Genomic DNA, 19,411 nt, shown 5'->3' with positions numbered 1-19,411 from the left:
GCGTCGCGCATTCAGCCTGCAGACTGGGCAGCGATGTAGGCATCGAGGTCGTCGGGATCGAAGCGTCCGCCATCGAAGAAACCATCCGGCCCGAGCGTCAGCGCGCCCGATGAGCCGACTGGGGTTTCGACGGTCAAGGCGCCTTCCACCTTGGCGCTTGCCGACGGCATGGCGATACCAAGGTGCTTCAATGCGGCGCGGTAGATGTCCGGCCGGTAGGTTTCCGCGGCGATGCGCTGGCGCTCTGCCGCATGCTCGATCTGCCGCCAGCGCACCATCTGGGTGTAGAACCAGAGGGCATGGCTCTTCCAGGGGAAGGTCGCCGCCTTGGCATTCGGAACGAAGAAATCTCTGACCACCCGGACCTCACCGCCGCCGACCGGCAGCGTGCCTTTGAGGGCGGGAAGAAGCAGTTCGGCGTCGCGCCCCACATAGGCAGGCTTTGCCAGAAGGGTCGCGAGTGCCTCGTGGTTATCCGGGCGGGCGCACCAAATTGACGCCTGATGAAGCGCCACGAGCAGGGCGGCCATCGCCTCCGGGTTGGCCTCCCCCCACTTTGCGTTGACGCCAAGCACCTTCTCGGGGCTCGACCGCCAGATCGCCGCCTTGACGGTGGCGAGATGTGCGCCGCGGCGAAGCACGCCGAAGGTGTTCCAGGGCTCGCCGGCGCAATAGCCGTCGATCACGCCTTCGGCGAGCGCATCGCCCATGTCGGGTGGCGGCAGCACGACGATCTCGATATCACGGTCCGGATCGATGCCGCTCGCCGCCAGCCAGTAGCGCAGTTCGTAATTGTGCCCGGAATAGGGATGCACGACGGCAAAACGCAGCGGCGCGCCCGCCTGCGCATCGATCGCCTTGCGCAGGGCTGCACCGTTCGCGCGCGCATCGAGATCCGTGGTCGCGCCGTTTTCCGCCATCCTTTGCCAGAGCGCCGGAGACACCGTCACCGCATTGCCGCCGAGACCCAGCGACATCGGCACGATCATTTCAGGGGCAGGCACATTGAGGCCGAGATTGCCGGCGATCGGCATGGGCCCGAGAATATGCGCCACATCGACATGGCGAACCGCAAGTCGGTCGCGGATGCTCGCCCAGGAGCGCTCACGCAGCAGGGTCAGGTCGATCCCCTGTTCTTCGGCAAAGCCCATCTCGCGGGCGACAACGAGCAAGGCGCTGTCGAGGAGCGGCACGAAACCGGCGGTGATGGCGTGGCGCGTCGTCATTCCTTTCCTCCCGGATCGAGCAGGCTTGCCGCCGTGACGAGGCTTTGGGCGATGTCGACGATCTTGCGGTTCTGGTTCATCGCCGTGCGGCGCAGCAGCGCATAGGCCTCTTCCTCGGATAGCCCGCGCGAGCGCATCAAGAGGCCCTTGGCGCGGTCGATCACCTTGCGGTTTTCCAACTCGCCGCGGGTTTCTTCCAGCTCGCGGTTGAGGCGGGAGAAGGCGTTGAAGCGGCTGATCGCCATCTTCAGGATGGGGCGCACCCGTTCCTGCTTCAGACCGTCGACGATATAGGCCGAGACCCCGGCCTCGACAGCCGCCTCGATGGAGGCCTCGTCGGACTTGTCGACGAACATCGCGATCGGGCGCTTCACCGCGCGCGAAAGCTGGAAGATGCTTTCCAGCATGTCGCGGTTTGGGTTTTCGAGATCAATCACGATGACGTCGGGATTGAGGTCCGCGATACGCCGCGCCAGGCCGTGCATATTGTCGATGACGGTGACATGGTCATAGCCCGCGTCGCGCAGCCCGTCCTCGATGATGGCGGCGCGGATGCGATTCTCGTCGATGACCAGGACGTTTAGTCTGCTGTGCTGCATGCCACGACCGCATTCTGACCAAGCTTGACCTGCCGTGTCGGCTCTTTTTGCAATGCAGCATGGCGGGTCCGAAATCAAGGGCGATCTTTCGGATGGCGTTCACGCACAGGCGGGACTGCCAGATACTCGGCGTAGATCGACATGCCGCGGCGCGAGCGCCGCGCCGCGGCAATGAGGAGATCAAGCTCTTCCACGGTCCGTGAAAGTGCCGACCGAAGGCATTTTAGGCTGCAATGAGTTCGTCGGCCGGGCCGAAGAACTCATAGTGGACCCGCTCGCTGGAAACGCCTTCCCTGGCAAGAGCCGGGACGAGCGCACGAAGGAACGGTTTGGGGCCACAGAGATAGAATTCGGCATTGGCGATCGGCGTGTGCTTGCGAAGCCATTCCGCGGTGATGAAGCCATCGAAGTCGTGCGACAGCCCCACGGCATCCCCGTTCGCAGGCGCGCTATAGAAGCTGCTGATCGTGATCTTGCCATGTGCATCGGCGAGTTCGCGAACATGCCGATCCATGGCATGCGTGCCGCTGTTCAGCGCGCCGTGGACGAAGTGCGCCTCGAGGTTCGGATGTTCCTCGGCGATCGTCTCGAGAATACTGACCATGGGGGTCAGGCCGACGCCACCCGACAGCAGTACGACAGGTGTTTCCGGCGCTTCGGGGAGGAAGAAGTCGCCGGCCGGCGGGGTCGCGCTCAAGACCGTGCCGACGGTCGCCTGATCGTGGAGATATCGCGATCCGCCTTGCCCCTGCGCCTCGCGCTTTACCGAGATGCGGTAGAAGCTGTCGTTCGGCCCGCTGGAGATCGAGTAGTTGCGCTTCATCTCCAGGCCATTGTCCAGTTGGAAGCGAAACGTCAGATATTGGCCGGGTCTGTGGCGCGCAACGCGACCGCCGTCCTTGGGTTTCAGGATAAACGAGGTGACGACGTCGCTCTCGCGAACTTTTGAGGCGATGACGAAATCTCTCCAGCCGTTCCAACCGCCCGAGCGCTCCATCAGTTCGCCGCGTATGGCGGTCTCGCGCTCCTTGAGAATATCGGCCAGGAACCAATAGGCCTCGCCCCATGCGTTGAGGAGCTCAGGGGTCGCAGCACTTCCGAGCACATCCTCGACGGCGGCGAGAAGAGCCTTGGCTACAAAGGGATAGTGCTCTGGAAGGATATGGTAGCCGATGTGCTTGTGGGCGATCCGTTCGACCACCGGGCCAAGCACGCCGAGATTATCGATGTTCTGCGCATAGGCGAGAATGGCGGCGGCAAGCGCGTTAACCTGTGAACCGCCTTCGCCCTGATTGGCGTGGTTGAACAGCGCGCGGATATGATCGTCACGGAAGAGGCGGGCATACATGCTCTTCGTGATTTCCGTTCCGTGGGCCGCGAGCGCCGGAGCGCTGGCTTTCACGATCTGGACAGTCTCGGGGGAGAGTGGTTTCGGCATGATTTTTCCTTTCGGTGGGACGTATCAGTGGGGGCAGGTTGGTGATCCTGGAAATGCAGCCGGCAATTCACCGGGCCCGGTGATCGGGAACTGTGTCCCAATCTCTCGCGGCCGCGAATCCCGCGCTCAAAATCCCGTTAATGCGGACTTCGCCCTGGAAGCATTCGACGATCATCCTGATCTCAGCTCCGGCTACCGTTCGCGCGTTCATCGCAAATGACCCTTAAAGATGTATCTGAAATGCATCTATTCGCTTGCGATCAAAGATGCTAATCAAATGCATGTTTTTTGAACGGACTTTTTGACGCAGATCCCGCGATGAGGCTCACGAAATACACCGACTATGCGATGCGCCTGATGATCTATCTGGGCTCCCAGCCCACTGGGCTCAGCTCCATCCGGGAGATATCCGATACCTTCTCGGTCTCGCAGAACCATATGATGAAAGTGGTTCAAGACCTCGCGAATGCGGGGTTTCTGGAGGCTGTACGCGGCCGGAACGGCGGTATCAGGCTCGCAAGGGCTGCGAACGAAATCAATCTCGGCGCTCTCCTCCGGCACACGGAGGAGTTGTCCGATCTGATCGATTGCCGAGGTTGCCGCATCGCGCCGGCCTGCAGCCTGCCGTCCGTCCTTTCGGAAGCGACGGTCGCCTTCGTCGCGGTCTTCGACAAGTACACGCTTGCGGATCTCGTCGAAAAACGCTCGACGCTCGGCGTGCTCCTGGGTTTCAGGGCAGCGTTGCCGGGCGAAGATTGCACCCTGTGACGAAGGGATTGGCGGCCCGCGCGCGTTAGGTCGCCAGTCGCTCGAGGAATAATAACGCCCGGCACCCCAATGACTCGCCGCGGCCTGCTACTTCACGTCCGATTTGAGGTTGCGCCGCTTTGCTGGGGCGAACCTGGCAGTGGCCGGAGCCCGCCTGAGCATCAGATCGGTAGCAGCGCGTCCGGCTTGACGTCGCCGACCGAGGCGTAGGTGTGCGTCTCCCTGACGCCGGGCAGGGGCAAAATCACCCGTTCGAGAAAATCCTGGAACAGCGACATGTCGGCAATGCGCGCCTTCACCAGATAGTCGAACCCGCCGATCACCATGTGGCATTCCAGAACTTCCGGCGCCTTTGCAACCGCGTCAGAGAAGCGCTCGAAGATATGCGGGGCGGTATGGTCGAGGCGCACCTGGATGAAGACGACGGTGCCCCGGCCGATCTTCTTCGGATCGAGGATCGCTCGCACGGCCTTCACGTAACCCTCGCGGAAGAGGCGCTTCACGCGCTGGCTCGTGCCCGTTGGCGACAGGCCGACACGCTCTGCCAGCTCCAGTGTGGTCCGCCGGCCATCTTCCTGCAGCAATCTCAACAAGGTGCGATCGATGGTGTCGAGGCCTGCAATTTCGTTCTTCACGCTATTTGGTCCATGAAAGAGTGATAATCGCTTAGATTCATTGAAATCAGTGTATTTTGACGCGGCCGTTCGCGCAATACGGTGCTTCTGTCGAAGCCGCCGGGTAAGGCTTCCGCAATGTGGAGAGACGGGCGTGCAAAGTGTTACGATGGGGGAGGGCGACCGCAGCCGGCGGCTGGCGATATGGGCAGGGGTGGCGGTCGTCGCAATCACCACCTTACAGTTCGTGGCCGCCCGGTTCAGTCTGCGCGAGCATCTGACCGCCGCCGACATCGTCACCTTGCGGTTCTCTGGCGCCGCCCTGGCCTTCCTGCCGGTGTTCCTCAGCGTCGGCTTGCCGAAGTTGATGCAGCTTGGCTGGCGCAAGGCAACCGTGCTGGCGCTGCTGACGGGGCTGCCCTATCCGCTGATCATCAACCAGGGACTTTCGCTGGCACCGGTCGCCCATGCGGCAGCACTCTCTCCCGCCGTAATCGTCTTCTTCTCGTTCCTGTTTTCCCGTCTCGTCTTCAAGGACAAGGCCTCCGGCACGCGCCTTGCTGGCGTTGCCACGGTCATTGCCGGCCTTTTGCTGTTCGTGCTCCAATCGGGCGTCGCCGACGCCGGGACATTGCGCGGTGATCTGTTGTTCGCCGTTTCGGGGTTGATGTTTGCCACCTTTGCGGTGCTGGTGCGGCTATGGTCCGTCGACGCCGTGACGGCGACGATCGCAGTGGTGTTCTTCTCCTGTCTGCCGTTGCCCTTGCTGCACATTCTGGCGCCCAGCGGGCTCGCTGCCGCCTCTTTCACCGAAATTGCCACGCAATTCGTCATCCAAGGCTTTCTCGCCGGAGCGCTCGCGAGCGTTCTCTACACCTATGTCATCCGTCAATTGGGTCCGCAGCCTGCGTCGCTGTTCATGCCGTGCGTCCCGGTGACGACGACCGCGGCGGGGGTCGTCGTTCTCGGTGAAGTTCCGACGCTGCTTCAGGTCGTTGCCATTGCCGTCATCACGTTCGGCATGGTCTTCCCGATCCTGAAAAGGGCGTAGGCCGGGCCGGCGACCGGCCTATTTCTGCGCCTGCTCGGCCGGCATCGGTTTGACCGGTGCGCCCGGGAAAATTTTCTGCAGGTTTCCCGCGATTACCTGGTCGCCCTCCGAAACCCCTGAGGTCAGGCCGATGAGATCACCGCTCGTCGGGCCAAGAGTGACCAGCCTTTGTTCGACCGTTTCACCCTTGCCGACGACATAGATGTATTTGCCGAGCTGGCTCGAGCCGAGCGCCGTTTCCGGCACCATCAGCACGTTCGGCTCGTCGCGGATCTTCAGCCGGACGCGGACATATTGGCCGGGCAGCAGGGAAAGATCAGTATTGTCGATCGTCACGCGCGCCACCACCGTTCCGGTATTTCCCTCGACCGTGTTGTTGATGAAGGTGAGGTCGCCGCGATAGCGCGGTTCCTTGTCGCCAGGCAAAAGCACTTCCGCCTGCACTTTCCCCTTCGCCCGGGCCTTCTGGATGTCGGCGAGTTCTGTTTCGCTCGGGTTGAAGGAAACATAGATCGGCGAAAGCTGCACGAGGTTGTTGAGCGGTGTCCCGGCGGTGTTGCTGACAAGCGTTCCCTCCGGCGCCTGGTCGCGGCCGAGCCGGCCGGCAAAGGGCGCGTGGATTTCGGTGTAGTCGAAATTGATCTCGGCGGTGCGCACCGCCGCCCGCGACATCTCCAGTGCCGCTTCGGCCTGGTGCACAGCACTCTGGCGCTGATCGAAGCTGTCCTTGTCGAGGTAACCCGTCGTGGCCAGTTCATTGCCGCGGTTGAGATTGGAGCGGAGATAGGCGAGCGACGCCTGGTCGCGCTCGACCTGGGCCTTTGCCTGATCGAGCGCTGCCCGATAATCGCGCGGGTCGATCCGATAGAGCAGATCACCTTCCTTCACATCCGAACCGTCGGGCACCGCCTGCGACTCGATATAGCCCGTGATCTTGGCGCGGAGCGTCACGTTGCGGATCGCTTCGGTGCGGGCCGAATAGTCGAGATAGATCGGAATGGTTTTCTTGACGACCGAGGCGACCGGCACGGGCATGGCCTGTTGCGGCGGCCCCACCGCCGCGCCGGCGTCGCCGCCCTTCAGCTCGAATCCGCCGTTCTTGTAATGATAGGCCGCAGCAAGGGCGGCGACCACGACCGCTGCGGCAAGGACCAGTCTCGAACCACGCATGTCAGGCTCCAATTCCTATTCCGCCGCCTCCGGCTCGTGACGCTGGCCGATCGGCTGCGAGGACGTGCCCTCGCGCCATTTTTCGATGACCGCGTAGAAGACCGGGACGAAAATGAGTGTGAGGATCGTCGCCGCCAGCATGCCGCCGAAGACGGTGGTGCCGATTGACTGGCGGCTGGCAGCACCTGCGCCCCTGGCATACATCAGCGGCAGCACGCCGAGGATGAAGGCGAAGGCCGTCATCAGGATCGGCCGCAGCCGGAGACGCGCCGCTTCCGCGGCGGCTGCGACGACGTCGAGCCCTTCCTCGCGTCGGCGTCTTGCGAACTCGACGATCAGGATGGCGTTCTTGGCGGCAAGTCCGACCAGCATCACGAAACCGATCTGCGAATAGACGTCGATCTGCATACCGCGCAGCCAGAGCGCCGAAAGCGCGCCCAAAAGCGCGAGCGGCACTGACAGCAGCACCATGAAAGGCATCGACCAGCTTTCATACTGGGCGGCCAGGATCAGGAAGCAGAAGACGAGGGCGAGCGCAAAGACGAGCGCGGCGATCGAGCCTGCCCGGATCTCCTGATAAGTAATGCCGGTCCACTCGAATGTGTAGTCCCTGGGCAGCGTCGTTTTTGCCACCCGCTCCATCGCCGCCACCGCCTGGCTCGAGCTGAAGCCGGGTGCTGCCGCACCGTTGATCAGCGCCGAGGGGTAATTGTTGTAGTGGGTGATGGTCTCCGGGCCGACCGTCGGCTTGAAGGTTCCTAGCGTATTGAGCGGCACCATTTCCCCCTCAGTGTTGCGCACGTAGAGACGAGAGAGATCGGTGGCCGAGGCGCGTGCGCCTTGATCGGCCTGCAGCGTCACGCGGAAGGTGCGGCCGAAGATGTTGAAGTCGTTGACATAGAGCGAGCCGAAATAGATCTGCAGTGTGCTGAAGATATCCGGCAGGCTCAGGCCCAGCAGCTTCGCCTTGTCGCGGTCGAGGTCATAGTCGAACTGTGGGCTCGAGGTGCTGAAGGTGGTGAACAGCTGGTAGGGATTGATTTCCGGCTGCTTGCGCGCCTCAGCGATCAGCGCCTGCGTCGCGTCGTTCAGCGCCTCGGCGCTGCGGCCGGCAAGGTCCTCCACCTGGAACTCGAAGCCACCGGTAGCACCCAGCCCCTGGATCGACGGCGGGTCGAAGGCGAGCACCAGCGCGTCCGGGATCTGCAGCAGTTGCGGCATCACCTCTTCACGCAGCGCCGAGGCGCCTTGTTCGGGCGGCCGCTCGTCCCATGGCTTCAATACGGCGAATTGCACGGCCGAGTTTGACTGGGCGGCGAAGGACAGGAAGTTGAAGCCGACGACCGAACCGACGAAATCGACGCCGGCGGTGCCGCGCAGGATCTCTTCGGATCGCCGCGCGACCGCCTCGGTGCGTTCGAGCGAGGCACCATCGGGCAACTGGATGACGACGAAGAAATAGCCCTGGTCCTCGACCGGCAGGAAGGTCGAGGGGATGCGCTGCCATAGCGCATAGGTCGAGGCGATCGCGGCGAGGAAGACGGCAAACAGCGCCCAGCGCCAGCGCACGAGCCCGGCGACGCTGCGCGCATAACCGTGCGACAGGGCGTGAAAACCGCTGTTGAACCAGCGGAAGAGGGCAAAACGCGGCTCGCCGCGATAGCGCAGGAACGCGGCGCTCAGCGCCGGACTGAGGGTCAGCGAGTTGAAGGCGGAAAAAGCGACGGAGATTGCGACCGTCAGCGCAAACTGGTTGTAGAGGCTGCCGGCGACGCCCGGAATGAAGGCGACGGGGATGAAGACGGCCAGCAGCACCGCGGTCGTCGCGATGATCGGGCCGGTCACCTCCTGCATCGCCTTTTTGGTGGCCTCGAGCGGCGGCAGCCCGGCCTCCAGCTGGCGTTCGACGTTCTCGACGACGACGATCGCGTCGTCGACCACAAGCCCGATGGCAAGCACCATGCCGAGCAGGCTCAGCATGTTGAGCGAGAAGCCGAAGAGATACATGACGACCAGCGTCGCGATCAACGAAACCGGAATGGCGATCGTAGGGATGATCGTCGTGCGCAGGTTTTGCAGGAAGATGAAGACGACGAAGACGACGAGGGCGAGCGCCTCGAGCAGCGTGAACACGACATCCTTCATCGCCGCCGAGACGAAACGCGTGGTGTCGTAGAACATGTGGTAGGCGATGCCCGCGGGGAAGCGCTGCGACAGCTCGTCCATCTTCGCCTGCACGCGGGCCTGCAGGTCGAGCGCGTTGGAGCCCGGTGCCTGGAAGACGGCAAGCACGACGCTTTCCTTGCCGTTGAAGGTGACCGACGAGGAATAGAGCAGCGCGCCGAGCTCGATGCGCGCCACATCGCGCAGCCGCGTCGTTGCCCCCGTCGTCTGGTCGGCGCGCAGCACGATGTCGCCGAACTGGGACGGGTCGCTCAAGCGTCCGAGCGCGTTGATCTGCATCTCGAAGGGCGTGCCGGCCGGTGCCGGCGATTGCCCGATCTTGCCGCCGGCGACCTGGATGTTCTGCTCGGCAATGACGTTCTGGACGTCGACGGCGGTAATGCCGAGATTGGCCATGCGATCCGGATCGAGCCAGACGCGCATCGAATAGCGGCGCTCGCCGAAAAGCTGGACGTCGCCAACGCCCGGCAGGCGTTTGAGTGGATCGAGGATCTGCAGGTAGGCGTAGTTGCTGACCGCGGCGAAATCGACCGAATTGTCAGGCGAATCCAGGCTGACGAGCACGGTGAAGTTCGGGATCTGCTTGGCGATGGTCACGCCGGTCTGGTTGACGAGGGCCGGAAGCGAGGAGGCGGCCTGCGAGACGCGGTTCTGCACGTCGAGCGCGGCGACGTCGATCGGATAGCCGACCTCGAAGGAAATGATGATGCGCGACGAGCCGTCGTTCGAGCTGGTCGAGGTCATGTAGAGCATGCCGGGCACGCCGTTGATCTGCTGTTCGAGCGGCGTCGTCACCGTGTCGGCGACCACCTGGGCGCTGGCGCCCGGATAGTTGGCGGCAACGACGATCTGCGGCGGCGTGACGTCGGGAAACTGCGAAATCGGCAGCAGGAAATAGCAGATGCCGCCGGCGAGCGTCATGATGATGGCGATCGCCGATGCGAAGATCGGCCGGTGGATGAAGAAGTCAATCATGGGGCCGATCCTTTGGGAGCGCCACCATCGCAGCAGGCGGCGTGGCGGAAACTCGGCACCGGCACGCCCGCCGCGCGGACCTTGCGGTCAGCGACGGTCTCCCCAGCCTTCAGCCCATCCAGCATGCGCATCATAAGGCTCCAGCACGAGATCATGAAGGGCCGATCCGGTCCTAATCACGACGACCAAATCACGAGCGTTATCGAATCTAAAAAGTCTCTGCGGTGTGCGCTCTGGCTAAAAGACGCCTGGCGACCGCGCTCACCGACACTGCGCATGAAATTTTTCTGCAGTTACCGCCGCCGTTTCCGGAAGAGCTCTTTGCCGCAAGCGGATGCTCCTTGATTTGCCACGGTGGCGAAAATGTTACTGGTCGGTAACATCGTCGCATGTTATCGACCAATGACAGGGCGTCAAGGGGCAAGATTTTCCGCGCCGTTCACGCCGGACCACTGCGATGACAACGGATTTCTGCAAACCATCCCGTCGTTCGCCGCGCGATCGCATCGTCGAGGCTGCGCGTGATCTCTTTCGCCGCCGCGGCATTCGCGGAACCGGCGTCGATGCGATTGCCGATGCTGCCGAGAGCAACAAGATGACGCTCTACCGCCACTTCAGTTCGAAGGACGAGCTGATCGTCGAATGCCTGCGCCATGCGGGAATGGAGATGGATGGCTTCTGGCGCGAACTGGAAGACCAGCACCCGGGCGACGGTATCGGTCAGCTCAGGGCCTGGGTCCGGCGTATCGCCGAGCACCTCGGCGAGGACAAGTGCCAATGCGAAATGATGAGCGCCGCCGTGCAGCTGACCGATGAGGATCACCCCGGCCGCGAGGTGATCCGCCTCTTCAAGGATGCGCAGCGCGACCGGGTCGTCGAGCTGTGCCGCCGGGCCGGCATCGCCGACGCAGAGCTGCTCGGCGACACGCTGCTGCTGCTGATCGATGGCGCGCGCGCCGCGCAGCAGAGCAGCGGCGCCGAAGGGCCAAGTGCTCGTTTCGCCGAGATCGCCGATGCGGCGATCCTGTCTTTTGCCGGCAACAGCACCGCCTCCAAGTAGCGGCCGTTGCCTACCGCTGGGCTGGCCAGTCCGGGTGATGGCTGTCGATCACGAACACATGGGTGTGGCGGTGGCCGCTGCCGACGCGCGTCGCACCGGCAAGATGGGGGTGATCGCCCGCCAGCGCATGATGGGTGTGTTCGATTTCGTCCGGGTCGGGCGCGGGCCAGAGCCGGGCGGCCGCGGCGACAGCGCCGATGGCGATGAGGCCAAGCGCGATGAAGGTCGTGCCGAGCCCGGCGGTAGCGCCGAGCCAGCCGGCCAGCGGATAGGTGATCAGCCAGCAGGCATGCGAAAGGGCGAACTGCGCTGCAAAGAGCGCCGGCCGGTCTTCGGGCTGGGCGGAGCGGCGCAGCAACCGGCCGGACGGCGTCTGGGTCAGCGAGTAGCCGATACCGATGGCGAGCCACAGCGGCAGCAGCGAAGCGAAATTTGGAACGAGGGGCCCGATGAACAGGCCGGCGACGAGGATCGTCGCCCCGGAAAACATCGCGAAACGGTCAGGCGTCCTGTCGAGCAGGCGCGGCAGCATCAGCGCGGCAATCATCGAGCCGCAGCCAAAGGCGGCAAGCGCGATCGCCGTGTCGGTCTGGGTAAGGTCGAAGCCGGCCTGAACCAGCACCACCGTGTTGACGATGACCATCGAACCCGCCGCCGAGACCGCGAGATTGAGCGCGAGCAGGCCGCGCAGCCGTGGCGTCGAGAGATAAATGCGCAGACCCCGTGTCGTGCGGTCGTAGATACCGCGCCGTTCCGCAGCCTTCGGGCTTGGCAGCGCGACGGACACGACGAAGGCGGCCGAGGCGAGGAAGCCGATCACCGTGCCGGCAAACAGGTCATGGAAACTGACGACGGTAAGCAGTGCCGCAGCGAGCATCGGGCTTGCGACGCTTTCGAGATCATAGGCAAGCCGCGAGAGCGACAGGGCGCGGGTGTATTCCTTTTCATCCGGCAGCACGTCGGGAATGGTCGCCTGGAAGGTGGGGGTAAAGGCGGCCGAGGCCGACTGCAGCACGAAGATCAGCACATAGACCTGCCAGATCTCGGTCACGAACGGCAGGAACAGCGCGACGGCGGCGCGCACCAGATCGAGGCTGACGAGCATGGCACGGCGTGGAAGCCGTTCGGCGAAGGCGGCGGCGATCGGCGCCACGCCGACATAGGCGATCATCTTGATCGCGAGCGCCGTCCCGAGCACCGCGCCCGCTTCGGCGCCGGCCAGATCATAGGCGAGAAGGCCAAGCGCGACGGTTGCGAGGCCGGTTCCGATCAGCGCGATCACCTGCGCCAGGAACAGGTGGCGATAGGTGCGGTTTGCGAGGATCTGCAGCATGATGATTGGGCCTCGCTCGGTGGCGGTTTGTGGCAGCGGATTTGCTGCTCAGAGGTATTTCGTGATCGCCTTGAACTCGTCGATGGAGTGGCGCTGCTCGTGCGGAAGCGCCCCGATCGTGTCTTCAAGGCAATGGTCCAGGTGATCCTGGATCAGGGTTCGCTTCGCCTGGCTGATCGCCTTCTCCACTGCGTGGAGCTGCTGGGCGATGTCGAGGCAGGAGCGGCCGCCTTCGATCATGGTGATGACGCTCTTCAGGTGCCCCTCCGCGCGTTTCAGCCGCTTGACGATCTCGGGATGGGTGTCGTGTCTGTGCTCGCTCATGTCAATATCCTATCCCCCTGGATAGGATATTTCAAGGGAGTGATTTTCGATGGTTGCTGCGGTGTCCGAAGGCGGGCGTTGTGGCGCCATGTATCTGGTCTATCCGGATCCAGATGCGGCGGGACCGGGTGCCCAGCGCCTGGGCGAAATCATCAGGCACGAGGCACGCGCCTGGCGCAATAGTCGTCCGTCTGCGCGTCTTTCCGGAATGTGCCCGCCGTTGCTTTAGGCCAGCCTCTTCGAGAGGCCGCGCTCCATCACCACCCCGTGGTTCCAGCGAAAGACGGGTCTGAGGATAAAGGAAAGACGGACCATCCAGGGCTTCGTGACTGTCACGATCCAGTCATAGCGAACGCGGCAAGCGCTGCCTTCGCCTTGCAGGGTCCAGCGGCCGATGCCGTCGAGTTCGCCCAAGGCCCGGCCTTCGATGAAGAGAGGCGGCTCGACTTTGGTGGTCTCCATGTCGAAGACCAGTGCGTAGGGGAGTGCCGTCGACCAGCGCATGCGCCTGACGGCGCCGACACCATGTTCGTCCCCCTCGTTTAGCAGCGTAACCTGCTTCACCGATGGCCACCACTCGGGCCAGCGTTCCGGCGTGCTGAGTTCATGCCACACGTCTTCAAGCTGGGAGGCGATCGTCCATTCGGTGACGAGATGAAAGTTGGTCGACGACATCGCCGATCCCTCAACAGGCGGAACGCCTGAAGTATAACACGGCATGCGGACCTTGCGGCCCGCATGCGTCGTTTCACGCCGTCAGGCAGCGCGTGCAGCGGCGCCAAGCGGTTCCAGGTCGTCGAGCACCTTGTCGCCGTTGTAGACGGTCTCGTCGAGAATGCCTTCGCGCTTGGCGACGATCGTCGGCACGAGCGCCTGACCGGCGACGTTAACCGCCGTGCGGCCCATGTCGAGGATCGGGTCGATGGCGAGCAGCAGGCCGACCCCTTCGAGCGGCAGGCCGAGCGTCGAAAGCGTCAGCGTCAGCATGACAGTCGCGCCGGTGAGGCCGGCGGTTGCGGCAGAGCCGAGCACCGAGACGAAGACGATCAGCACATATTCCTGGATGCCGAGCGGCAGGCCGAAGAACTGCGCGATGAAGATCGCCGAGATGGCCGGGTAGATCGCGGCGCAGCCGTCCATCTTGGTGGTGGCGCCGAGCGGCACGGCGAAGGCGGCATATTCGCGCGGCACGCCGAGGCTCTTTTCGGTCACTGTTTCGGTAACGGGCAGGGTGCCGACGGAGGAGCGTGAAACGAAGGCGAGCTGGATCGCCGGCCAGGCGCCGGCAAAGAAGCGCGAGGGCCTCAGGCCGTGGCCGACGAGCAGCGCCGGGTAGACGACAAAGAGCACGATCGCAAGGCCGATATAGACGGCAGCGGTGTACCAGCCGAGCTGCGCCAGCGTTTCCCAGCCGTACTGGGCAACGGCGCGACCGAGCAGGCCGATCGTGCCGATCGGCGTCAGCCGGATAACCCACCAGAGGACCTTGCGCACAATCGCGAGAAGCGACTGGTTGAAGGCGAGGAACGGCTTGGCAGCATCGCCCACCTTCAGCGCCGCGGCGCCGACGGCGATCGAAACGACGAGGATCTGCAGCACGTTGAAATTGAGCGAGGTGGTGGCACCCGTGTCGGTGACCTTGGTGCTGGCTTCAAGGCCGAGCATGTTGGCGGGCACGAGGCCCTTCAGGAAATCGAGCCACGAGCCGGAATAGGAGGGGGCCTTGGCAGCTTCCTGCGAAACGGCCGAACCGATGCCCGGCTGAATGATCAGGCCGAGTGCGATGGCGATGACGACGGCGATGAGAGAGGTGATCGCGAACCAGAGCAGCGTCTGCCACACGAGCTTGGCGGCATTCTGCAGCGTCGCCAGGTTGGCGATCGAGGCGACGATGGCGGTAAAGACGAGCGGCGGTACGAGCGCACGCAGAAGCTGGACGAAGATCGAGCCGATCGTCTGCAGGGTGACCGTCAGCCAGTTGGCATTGCCGCTGGCATCGACGCCCATATTGCGGGCGATGAGGCCGAGCAGCAGGCCGATGACCATGGCCGCCAGGACTTGGAACCCGAAGGAAGCATAGATCGGCTTTGGTGAGGATTGGGTGGTTGCTTGGGACACGTCTTTCACTCTCATTGTGTGGCGGCGGCCACATTTTTAGGCAATGGCCGCCGCAAGTGCCCGAAAAATAGTCGAGTATTCTGGTCGAGATAAGAAAACCTTTGGCTCGAAAACTATTCCAAGTGGAATATTTTCCCGGATCAACCGCGCACTCTCGCTCCGGCCGGATTGCGCCTGAGGGCGGCGAAGCGGTCATCGATCTCTAAACCGGGCGAACTGACGAAAAACATTTCAATCCCGGCACGTCTCGTTGAAATCCTCTTTCTCTATAAAATTAGTATATAATGTAACCTGTCTGTCGTGGCCGGAGTTCGCCGCGTGTTGCGGAGCGCCTTGTGCGCTTCGCCCTCGGCAGGGTGATCTCCTCGAGTTTAAAGCGAGACAGGAGAGGATTGAGATGACACGCAAGATCCGGCTTGGAGCCTTTCTTCCCGGCGGCGGGCAGCATATTGCCGCCTGGCGCCACCCCGACCAGCCAGCCGACGGGGCGACCAGTTTCGAGTTTCACAAGCAGCTGGCGCTGACCGCCGAACGTGGTCTGTTCGATGCCTACTTTCTTGCCGACGGGCTGGCGATCGGCTTCGGTGGCGCGCGATAGGGCGGCAATGCCCGTGTTGCCGGCTTCGAACCGGTGACCCTGTTTTCGGCGCTGGCGCCACTCACCACCCATCTCGGTTTCATAGCCACCTCGTCGACGACCTATGAGGAACCCTATACGACAGCGCGCAAGTTCGCGTCGCTCGACCTCATTTCCGGCGGTCGCGCCGGATGGAACGTGGTGACGACCACGGGTGATCCGACCGCCCAGAATTTCAACCGCGACACGCAGCTTCCGCATGCCGAGCGTTACCGGCGCGCCGCCGAGCATGTCGATGTGGTCAAGAAGCTCTGGGACAGTTTCGAGGACGATACCTTCATCCGCGACAAGCAAACGGGCGTCTTTTTCGATCCGGCGAAGCTGCACGACACGGATCACCGCGGCGAGCATTTCAAGGTCCGCGGCCCGCTCAACATTTCGCGCTCGCCGCAGGGACATCCCGTCATCGTGCAGGCCGGCCAGTCCGATGATGGCAGGGGCCTTGCCGCCGCCACTGCGGAGGTGATCTTCACGGCGCACCAGCACATCGAAACGGCGCAGGAATTCTATCGCGATATCAAGGCCCGCGCCCGGGGCCTGGGCCGCAACCCGGACCACATCCTGGTCATGCCCGGTGTCTCGCCCTTCGTCGGCCGTACGGAAGCCGAGGCGCGGGAGAAATACGAACGGCTGACCTCGCTCATCGTCGAGGAGGACGGCATCGGCCTGCTCAACGGCCTGACCGGCGGAACGCTCGATCTCCGTGGTTACGACCTCGACGGGCCGCTGCCGCCGGCGCCGCCGACCGAGGGCATGAAGAGCCGCCAGGCGCTGATCCGCCAGATCGCCGACGAGAACAACTTCACCATTCGCCAGCTCTACCAATGGATCGCGTCGGCGCGCGGCCACTACACGATTGTCGGTACGGCGGGGCAGATCGCCGATACCCTGCAGGAATGGTTCGAGAACGAAGCCGCCGATGGCTTCAACATCCTGCCGCCATGGTTCCCGACGGCGCTCGACGACTTCGTCGAGCTGGTGATCCCGGAATTGCAGCGTCGCGGCCTGTTCCGCACTGCCTACGAGGGCAAGACGCTGCGCGAAAACCTCGGCCTGCCCGTTCCCGTCAACCGCTGGACTGCTGCCCGGTCGGCCGTTCAGGCAGCAGAGTGAGGTGTTGCCATGTCCTATGAAACCATCAACCCCTCGCTTGCGGCAGGCTTTGCAACGGCGCGCCGTGAGGCTCTTGCCAAGAGTTCCACTTCGCCCGCCGCGCATTCCCGGCCGAACTCCGTGCCGCGCTGGCGCCGCCTGCTCGGCGCAATCGTCGCCCGCTACGGCCTCGTGCTTACGTTTCTGGCCTTCTGGCAGGTTGCAAGCACCGTGGGCTGGGTCAACGCGGCGGTGTTTCCGCCGCTCGACGTGATCCTGTCGGCCCTTTGGGACGGCATCGCCGGCGGCGCGCTGCTCGACGACATCGCCATCAGCCTGCAGCGGTCGGGCATTGCCTTTGCAGCCGCCGTCGCGGTGGGAATCCCGCTCGGGCTGTTCATGGGCCAGGTCCGGCTTGTCGAACAGGCACTCGACCCCGTCCTTCAGCTTTTCCGCCAGACCTCGGCCCTGGCGCTCTACCCGGTCTTCATTCTGCTGCTCGGTCTCGGCGAAACGTCGAAGGTCTTCGTGATCTTCTGGGCGACGCTCTTTCCGATCCTCCTGTCGACGATCGGTGGGGTCAAGGAGGTCGACAGGAAGCTGATCGAGATGGCTCGCACCTACGGCGCCGGCTCGCTCGCCGTCTTCCGCCGCGTGGTTCTGCCGGCCTCCGTGCCCGCGATCTTCGTCGGCCTCAGGCTCTCGGCCACGACCGCGTTGCTGCTTCTGATCGCTGCCGAAATGATCGGAGCGAACAAGGGCATCGGCTTCCAGGTGATGAACGCCCAATACAACTTCCAGATCCCGCTGATGTTTGCATCGATCCTGCTGCTTGCCCTGCTCGGTCTCGCCGCCAATGCGCTGCTCGTTCTCATCCAACGCAATCTCTGCCGCTGGTCTGCGCCGAACGCCTGACCGCCTTACCAGTTCCCCTTCGAAAGGATATCGAGATGACCTTCCACCCCCGCAATCTTCTTCTCTCGGCAGCCGTCACACTTGGCCTTGTTTCACCGGCGGCCGCTGCCGACGCGGTCACGCTTCGCTATCTCGCCAGCCAAGGCGGTCTGTCGGCACATGAACTCGCGCAGGAACTCGGCTATTTTGATGGAACCGGCATCACGATCGAGAGTGTCGGCTACGCCACCGGCGGCCCGGCATCACTGATCGCGCTGGCCTCCGGCGACGTCGAGATCGGCAGTGCGGCGACATCGGCCGTGCTGAACTCGATTATCAGCGGCAACGATTTCGTGGCCGCCTATCCCTCCAACGGCATCAATGACGAAGTGCAGTCGATCTTCTACGTGCTGGAAGGCAGCCCGATCAAAAGCATCAAGGACATCGCCGGCAAGAGCATAGCGGTGAACACGCTCGGTGCGCACCTCGACTATACGATCCGCGAGGCCTTGCACTCTGTCGGCCTGCCGACAGATGCCGCCAACCAGGTCGTCGTGCCCGGTCCGCAACTGGAACAGGTCCTGCGCTCCGGCCAGGTGGATATCTCGGCCTTCGGCTATTGGCAGACGACCTTCGAGGGCGCGGCTCGTAAGAATGGTGGTCTGCGCGCGATCTTCGACGACACCGACGTGCTCGGCGAGATCGCCGGCGGCTTCGTCGTGCTCAGACGCGACTTCGTGAAGGAGCATCCGGAAGCGGCAAAGACCTTCGTGCTGCAGTCGGCCCGCGCGCTCGACTATGCCCGCGAACATCCGCAGGAAACGAAGGACATCCTTGCCAAGGCCCTGAAAGCCCGCGGGGAAAATCCTGAGATCGCCCAGTACTTCCGCGGCTATGGGGTGCGGGCCGGTGGCCTGCCGGTCGAGCGTGACCTCCAATTCTGGATCGACGTGCTGGTGCGCGAAGGCAAGCTCAAGCAGGGCCAACTGGCGCCAAGGGACGTGCTCTTGGCCGTCGACGGCGCAACGGCCAGCAACTGAGGACGTTCCATGAGCGTTACCCAGAACCCTCGCCGGGGAGAGGTGACGATCCGTCACCTCTCCAAGTCCTACCGCCTGAACGGCACGCCCTTGCCTGTGCTTCGGGATATCAACCTTAATATCCGCTCCGGCGAGACGCTCGCTATCGTCGGCGCCAGCGGTTCGGGCAAGACGACCCTGCTTCGGGTGCTGGCGGGTCTTGAGGATCCGGATGCCGGAGAGGTGCTGATCGACGGAAAGCTGACGAGAGGTGTCGGCACCGACCGTGCCGTGATCTTCCAGGAGCCGCGGCTCCTGCCCTGGCTGACGGTGCTCGACAATGTCGGCTTCGGGCTGGAGACGCGTGGTCTTTCCCGTGGGCAGGCACGAGACCGGGCGCGGCGCTACGTGCAACTGGTCGGCCTGCAACAGTTCGAAGACGCCTATCCGCGGCAATTGTCGGGCGGTATGGCGCAACGCGTCGGCATTGCCCGGGCGCTTGCGGTCCAGCCGGAAATCCTGCTGCTCGACGAGCCGCTGGGCGCGCTGGACGCCATGACCAAGATCAGCATGCAGCAGGAGTTGGCGCGGATCTGGCGCGACGAGGACGTGACAACCGTGCTCGTCACCCATGATCTCGAGGAGGCGATCTATCTCGCCGACCGTATCCTCATCCTGCCGCGCGAAAAGGGCGGCGAACCTCGGCTGATCGAGATCGACCTGCCGCGGCCGCGCGACCGCAGCGCCAGCGCCTTCGTGCGCCAGCGCGAGGAACTGCTCGGCATCTTCGGACTGCACTAAGGTCGCGTGCGGAACGGTTGCAGCGATTACGCGTTATTCTCTCTCGACGTTCGCATCCACCGGGGGCGATGCTGCCAGATGGTCGGATGCTCAGCCGAGACAGGAGCA

At 63.6% G+C, this 19,411-nt stretch carries 17 protein-coding genes and 1 pseudogene; 7 read left to right on the top strand and 11 right to left on the bottom strand.

Features of this window, described 5'->3' with window-relative positions; all coding sequences use genetic code 11:
• Nucleotides 1-11: 11 nt before the first annotated feature.
• From IB279_RS14070 to hmpA, 3 genes are all read right to left on the bottom strand, one after another.
• Nucleotides 12-1,226 (bottom strand): CmpA/NrtA family ABC transporter substrate-binding protein, encoded by a 1,215-nt coding sequence (locus tag IB279_RS14070; RefSeq protein ID WP_034789783.1) that lies wholly within the window; start codon nt 1,224-1,226, stop codon nt 12-14.
• On the bottom strand, nt 1,223-1,825 hold the full coding sequence (locus IB279_RS14065; protein ID WP_034789780.1) for an ANTAR domain-containing response regulator: 603 nt from the start codon (nt 1,823-1,825) through the stop codon (nt 1,223-1,225). Before IB279_RS14065 ends, IB279_RS14070 begins: the two co-directional genes overlap by 4 nt.
• 223 nt (nt 1,826-2,048) lie before the next feature.
• Nucleotides 2,049-3,263: an NO-inducible flavohemoprotein gene (gene hmpA / locus IB279_RS14060; protein ID WP_192339305.1), complete on the bottom strand. Its 1,215-nt coding sequence runs from the start codon at nt 3,261-3,263 to the stop codon at nt 2,049-2,051.
• Nucleotides 3,264-3,581: 318 nt separating this feature from the next.
• Here hmpA and IB279_RS14055 point away from each other — a divergent pair, with 318 nt between their 5' ends.
• Nucleotides 3,582-4,031, top strand: coding sequence for an Rrf2 family transcriptional regulator (locus IB279_RS14055; protein WP_060606090.1), 450 nt, complete (start codon nt 3,582-3,584; stop codon nt 4,029-4,031).
• A 161-nt stretch (nt 4,032-4,192) separates the two neighbouring features.
• On the opposite strand, the gene IB279_RS14050 is transcribed toward IB279_RS14055, so the two are convergent.
• Nucleotides 4,193-4,666 carry an Lrp/AsnC family transcriptional regulator gene (locus IB279_RS14050; protein ID WP_034789774.1) on the bottom strand — a complete coding sequence of 158 codons (474 nt, stop codon included), beginning with the start codon at nt 4,664-4,666 and terminating at the stop codon, nt 4,193-4,195.
• A 133-nt stretch (nt 4,667-4,799) separates the two neighbouring features.
• On the opposite strand from IB279_RS14050, the gene IB279_RS14045 reads away from it, so the two are divergent.
• Nucleotides 4,800-5,696, top strand: coding sequence for a DMT family transporter (locus IB279_RS14045; protein ID WP_226020735.1), 897 nt, complete (start codon nt 4,800-4,802; stop codon nt 5,694-5,696).
• Between the two features lie 18 nt (nt 5,697-5,714).
• Here the strand turns inward: IB279_RS14045 and IB279_RS14040 are convergent, their stop codons facing one another.
• From IB279_RS14040 to IB279_RS37670, 3 genes are read right to left on the bottom strand one after another with little or no spacing between them, the layout of a single operon-like run.
• The gene (locus IB279_RS14040) at nt 5,715-6,866 is read right to left on the bottom strand and encodes an efflux RND transporter periplasmic adaptor subunit (RefSeq protein ID WP_060606087.1); all 1,152 of its coding nucleotides are present in this window, start codon (nt 6,864-6,866) and stop codon (nt 5,715-5,717) included.
• Nucleotides 6,867-6,881: 15 nt separating this feature from the next.
• Complete coding sequence (locus tag IB279_RS14035) at nt 6,882-10,025, bottom strand: efflux RND transporter permease subunit (protein WP_060519252.1); 3,144 nt, start codon at nt 10,023-10,025, stop codon at nt 6,882-6,884.
• Nucleotides 10,022-10,156 carry a hypothetical protein gene (locus IB279_RS37670; protein WP_255381203.1) on the bottom strand — a complete coding sequence of 45 codons (135 nt, stop codon included), beginning with the start codon at nt 10,154-10,156 and terminating at the stop codon, nt 10,022-10,024. The genes IB279_RS14035 and IB279_RS37670 overlap by 4 nt, the downstream gene beginning before the upstream one ends.
• Nucleotides 10,157-10,482: 326 nt before the next feature.
• Between IB279_RS37670 and IB279_RS14030 the strand changes: the two genes are divergently transcribed.
• Complete coding sequence (locus tag IB279_RS14030) at nt 10,483-11,085, top strand: TetR/AcrR family transcriptional regulator (protein WP_034789764.1); 603 nt, start codon at nt 10,483-10,485, stop codon at nt 11,083-11,085.
• A 10-nt stretch (nt 11,086-11,095) separates the two neighbouring features.
• On the opposite strand, the gene IB279_RS14025 is transcribed toward IB279_RS14030, so the two are convergent.
• The 4 genes from IB279_RS14025 to IB279_RS14010 form a co-directional block, all read right to left on the bottom strand.
• The gene (locus tag IB279_RS14025; protein ID WP_034789762.1) at nt 11,096-12,418 is read right to left on the bottom strand and encodes an MFS transporter; all 1,323 of its coding nucleotides are present in this window, start codon (nt 12,416-12,418) and stop codon (nt 11,096-11,098) included.
• A gap of 48 nt (nt 12,419-12,466) precedes the next feature.
• The gene (locus tag IB279_RS14020) at nt 12,467-12,742 is read right to left on the bottom strand and encodes a metal-sensing transcriptional repressor (protein WP_089042985.1); all 276 of its coding nucleotides are present in this window, start codon (nt 12,740-12,742) and stop codon (nt 12,467-12,469) included.
• A gap of 225 nt (nt 12,743-12,967) precedes the next feature.
• A complete protein-coding gene (locus tag IB279_RS14015) occupies nt 12,968-13,417 on the bottom strand; it encodes an SRPBCC family protein (protein ID WP_089042986.1) in 450 nt (149 codons plus the stop codon).
• Nucleotides 13,418-13,498: 81 nt separating this feature from the next.
• The gene (locus IB279_RS14010) at nt 13,499-14,860 is read right to left on the bottom strand and encodes a dicarboxylate/amino acid:cation symporter (RefSeq protein ID WP_034789738.1); all 1,362 of its coding nucleotides are present in this window, start codon (nt 14,858-14,860) and stop codon (nt 13,499-13,501) included.
• 397 nt (nt 14,861-15,257) lie between these two features.
• On the opposite strand from IB279_RS14010, the pseudogene IB279_RS14005 reads away from it, so the two are divergent.
• The 4 genes and pseudogenes from IB279_RS14005 to IB279_RS13990 all read left to right on the top strand — a co-directional run bounded on the left by IB279_RS14005 (nt 15,258) and on the right by IB279_RS13990 (nt 19,303).
• Nucleotides 15,258-16,610, top strand: a pseudogene (locus tag IB279_RS14005) (LLM class flavin-dependent oxidoreductase).
• Between the two features lie 9 nt (nt 16,611-16,619).
• Complete coding sequence (locus IB279_RS14000) at nt 16,620-17,504, top strand: ABC transporter permease (protein ID WP_034789734.1); 885 nt, start codon at nt 16,620-16,622, stop codon at nt 17,502-17,504.
• A gap of 35 nt (nt 17,505-17,539) precedes the next feature.
• A complete protein-coding gene (locus IB279_RS13995) occupies nt 17,540-18,523 on the top strand; it encodes an ABC transporter substrate-binding protein (RefSeq protein ID WP_089042987.1) in 984 nt (327 codons plus the stop codon).
• A gap of 9 nt (nt 18,524-18,532) precedes the next feature.
• Nucleotides 18,533-19,303 carry an ABC transporter ATP-binding protein gene (locus tag IB279_RS13990; protein ID WP_034789724.1) on the top strand — a complete coding sequence of 257 codons (771 nt, stop codon included), beginning with the start codon at nt 18,533-18,535 and terminating at the stop codon, nt 19,301-19,303.
• The last annotated feature ends 108 nt before the right edge of the window (nt 19,304-19,411 follow it).

This window comes from Ensifer sp. ENS06 (assembly GCF_014852205.1).
GTDB classification, from domain to species: Bacteria; Pseudomonadota; Alphaproteobacteria; order Rhizobiales; family Rhizobiaceae; genus Ensifer; species Ensifer adhaerens.
This window is presented reverse-complemented; position numbering and strand designations above follow the sequence as displayed.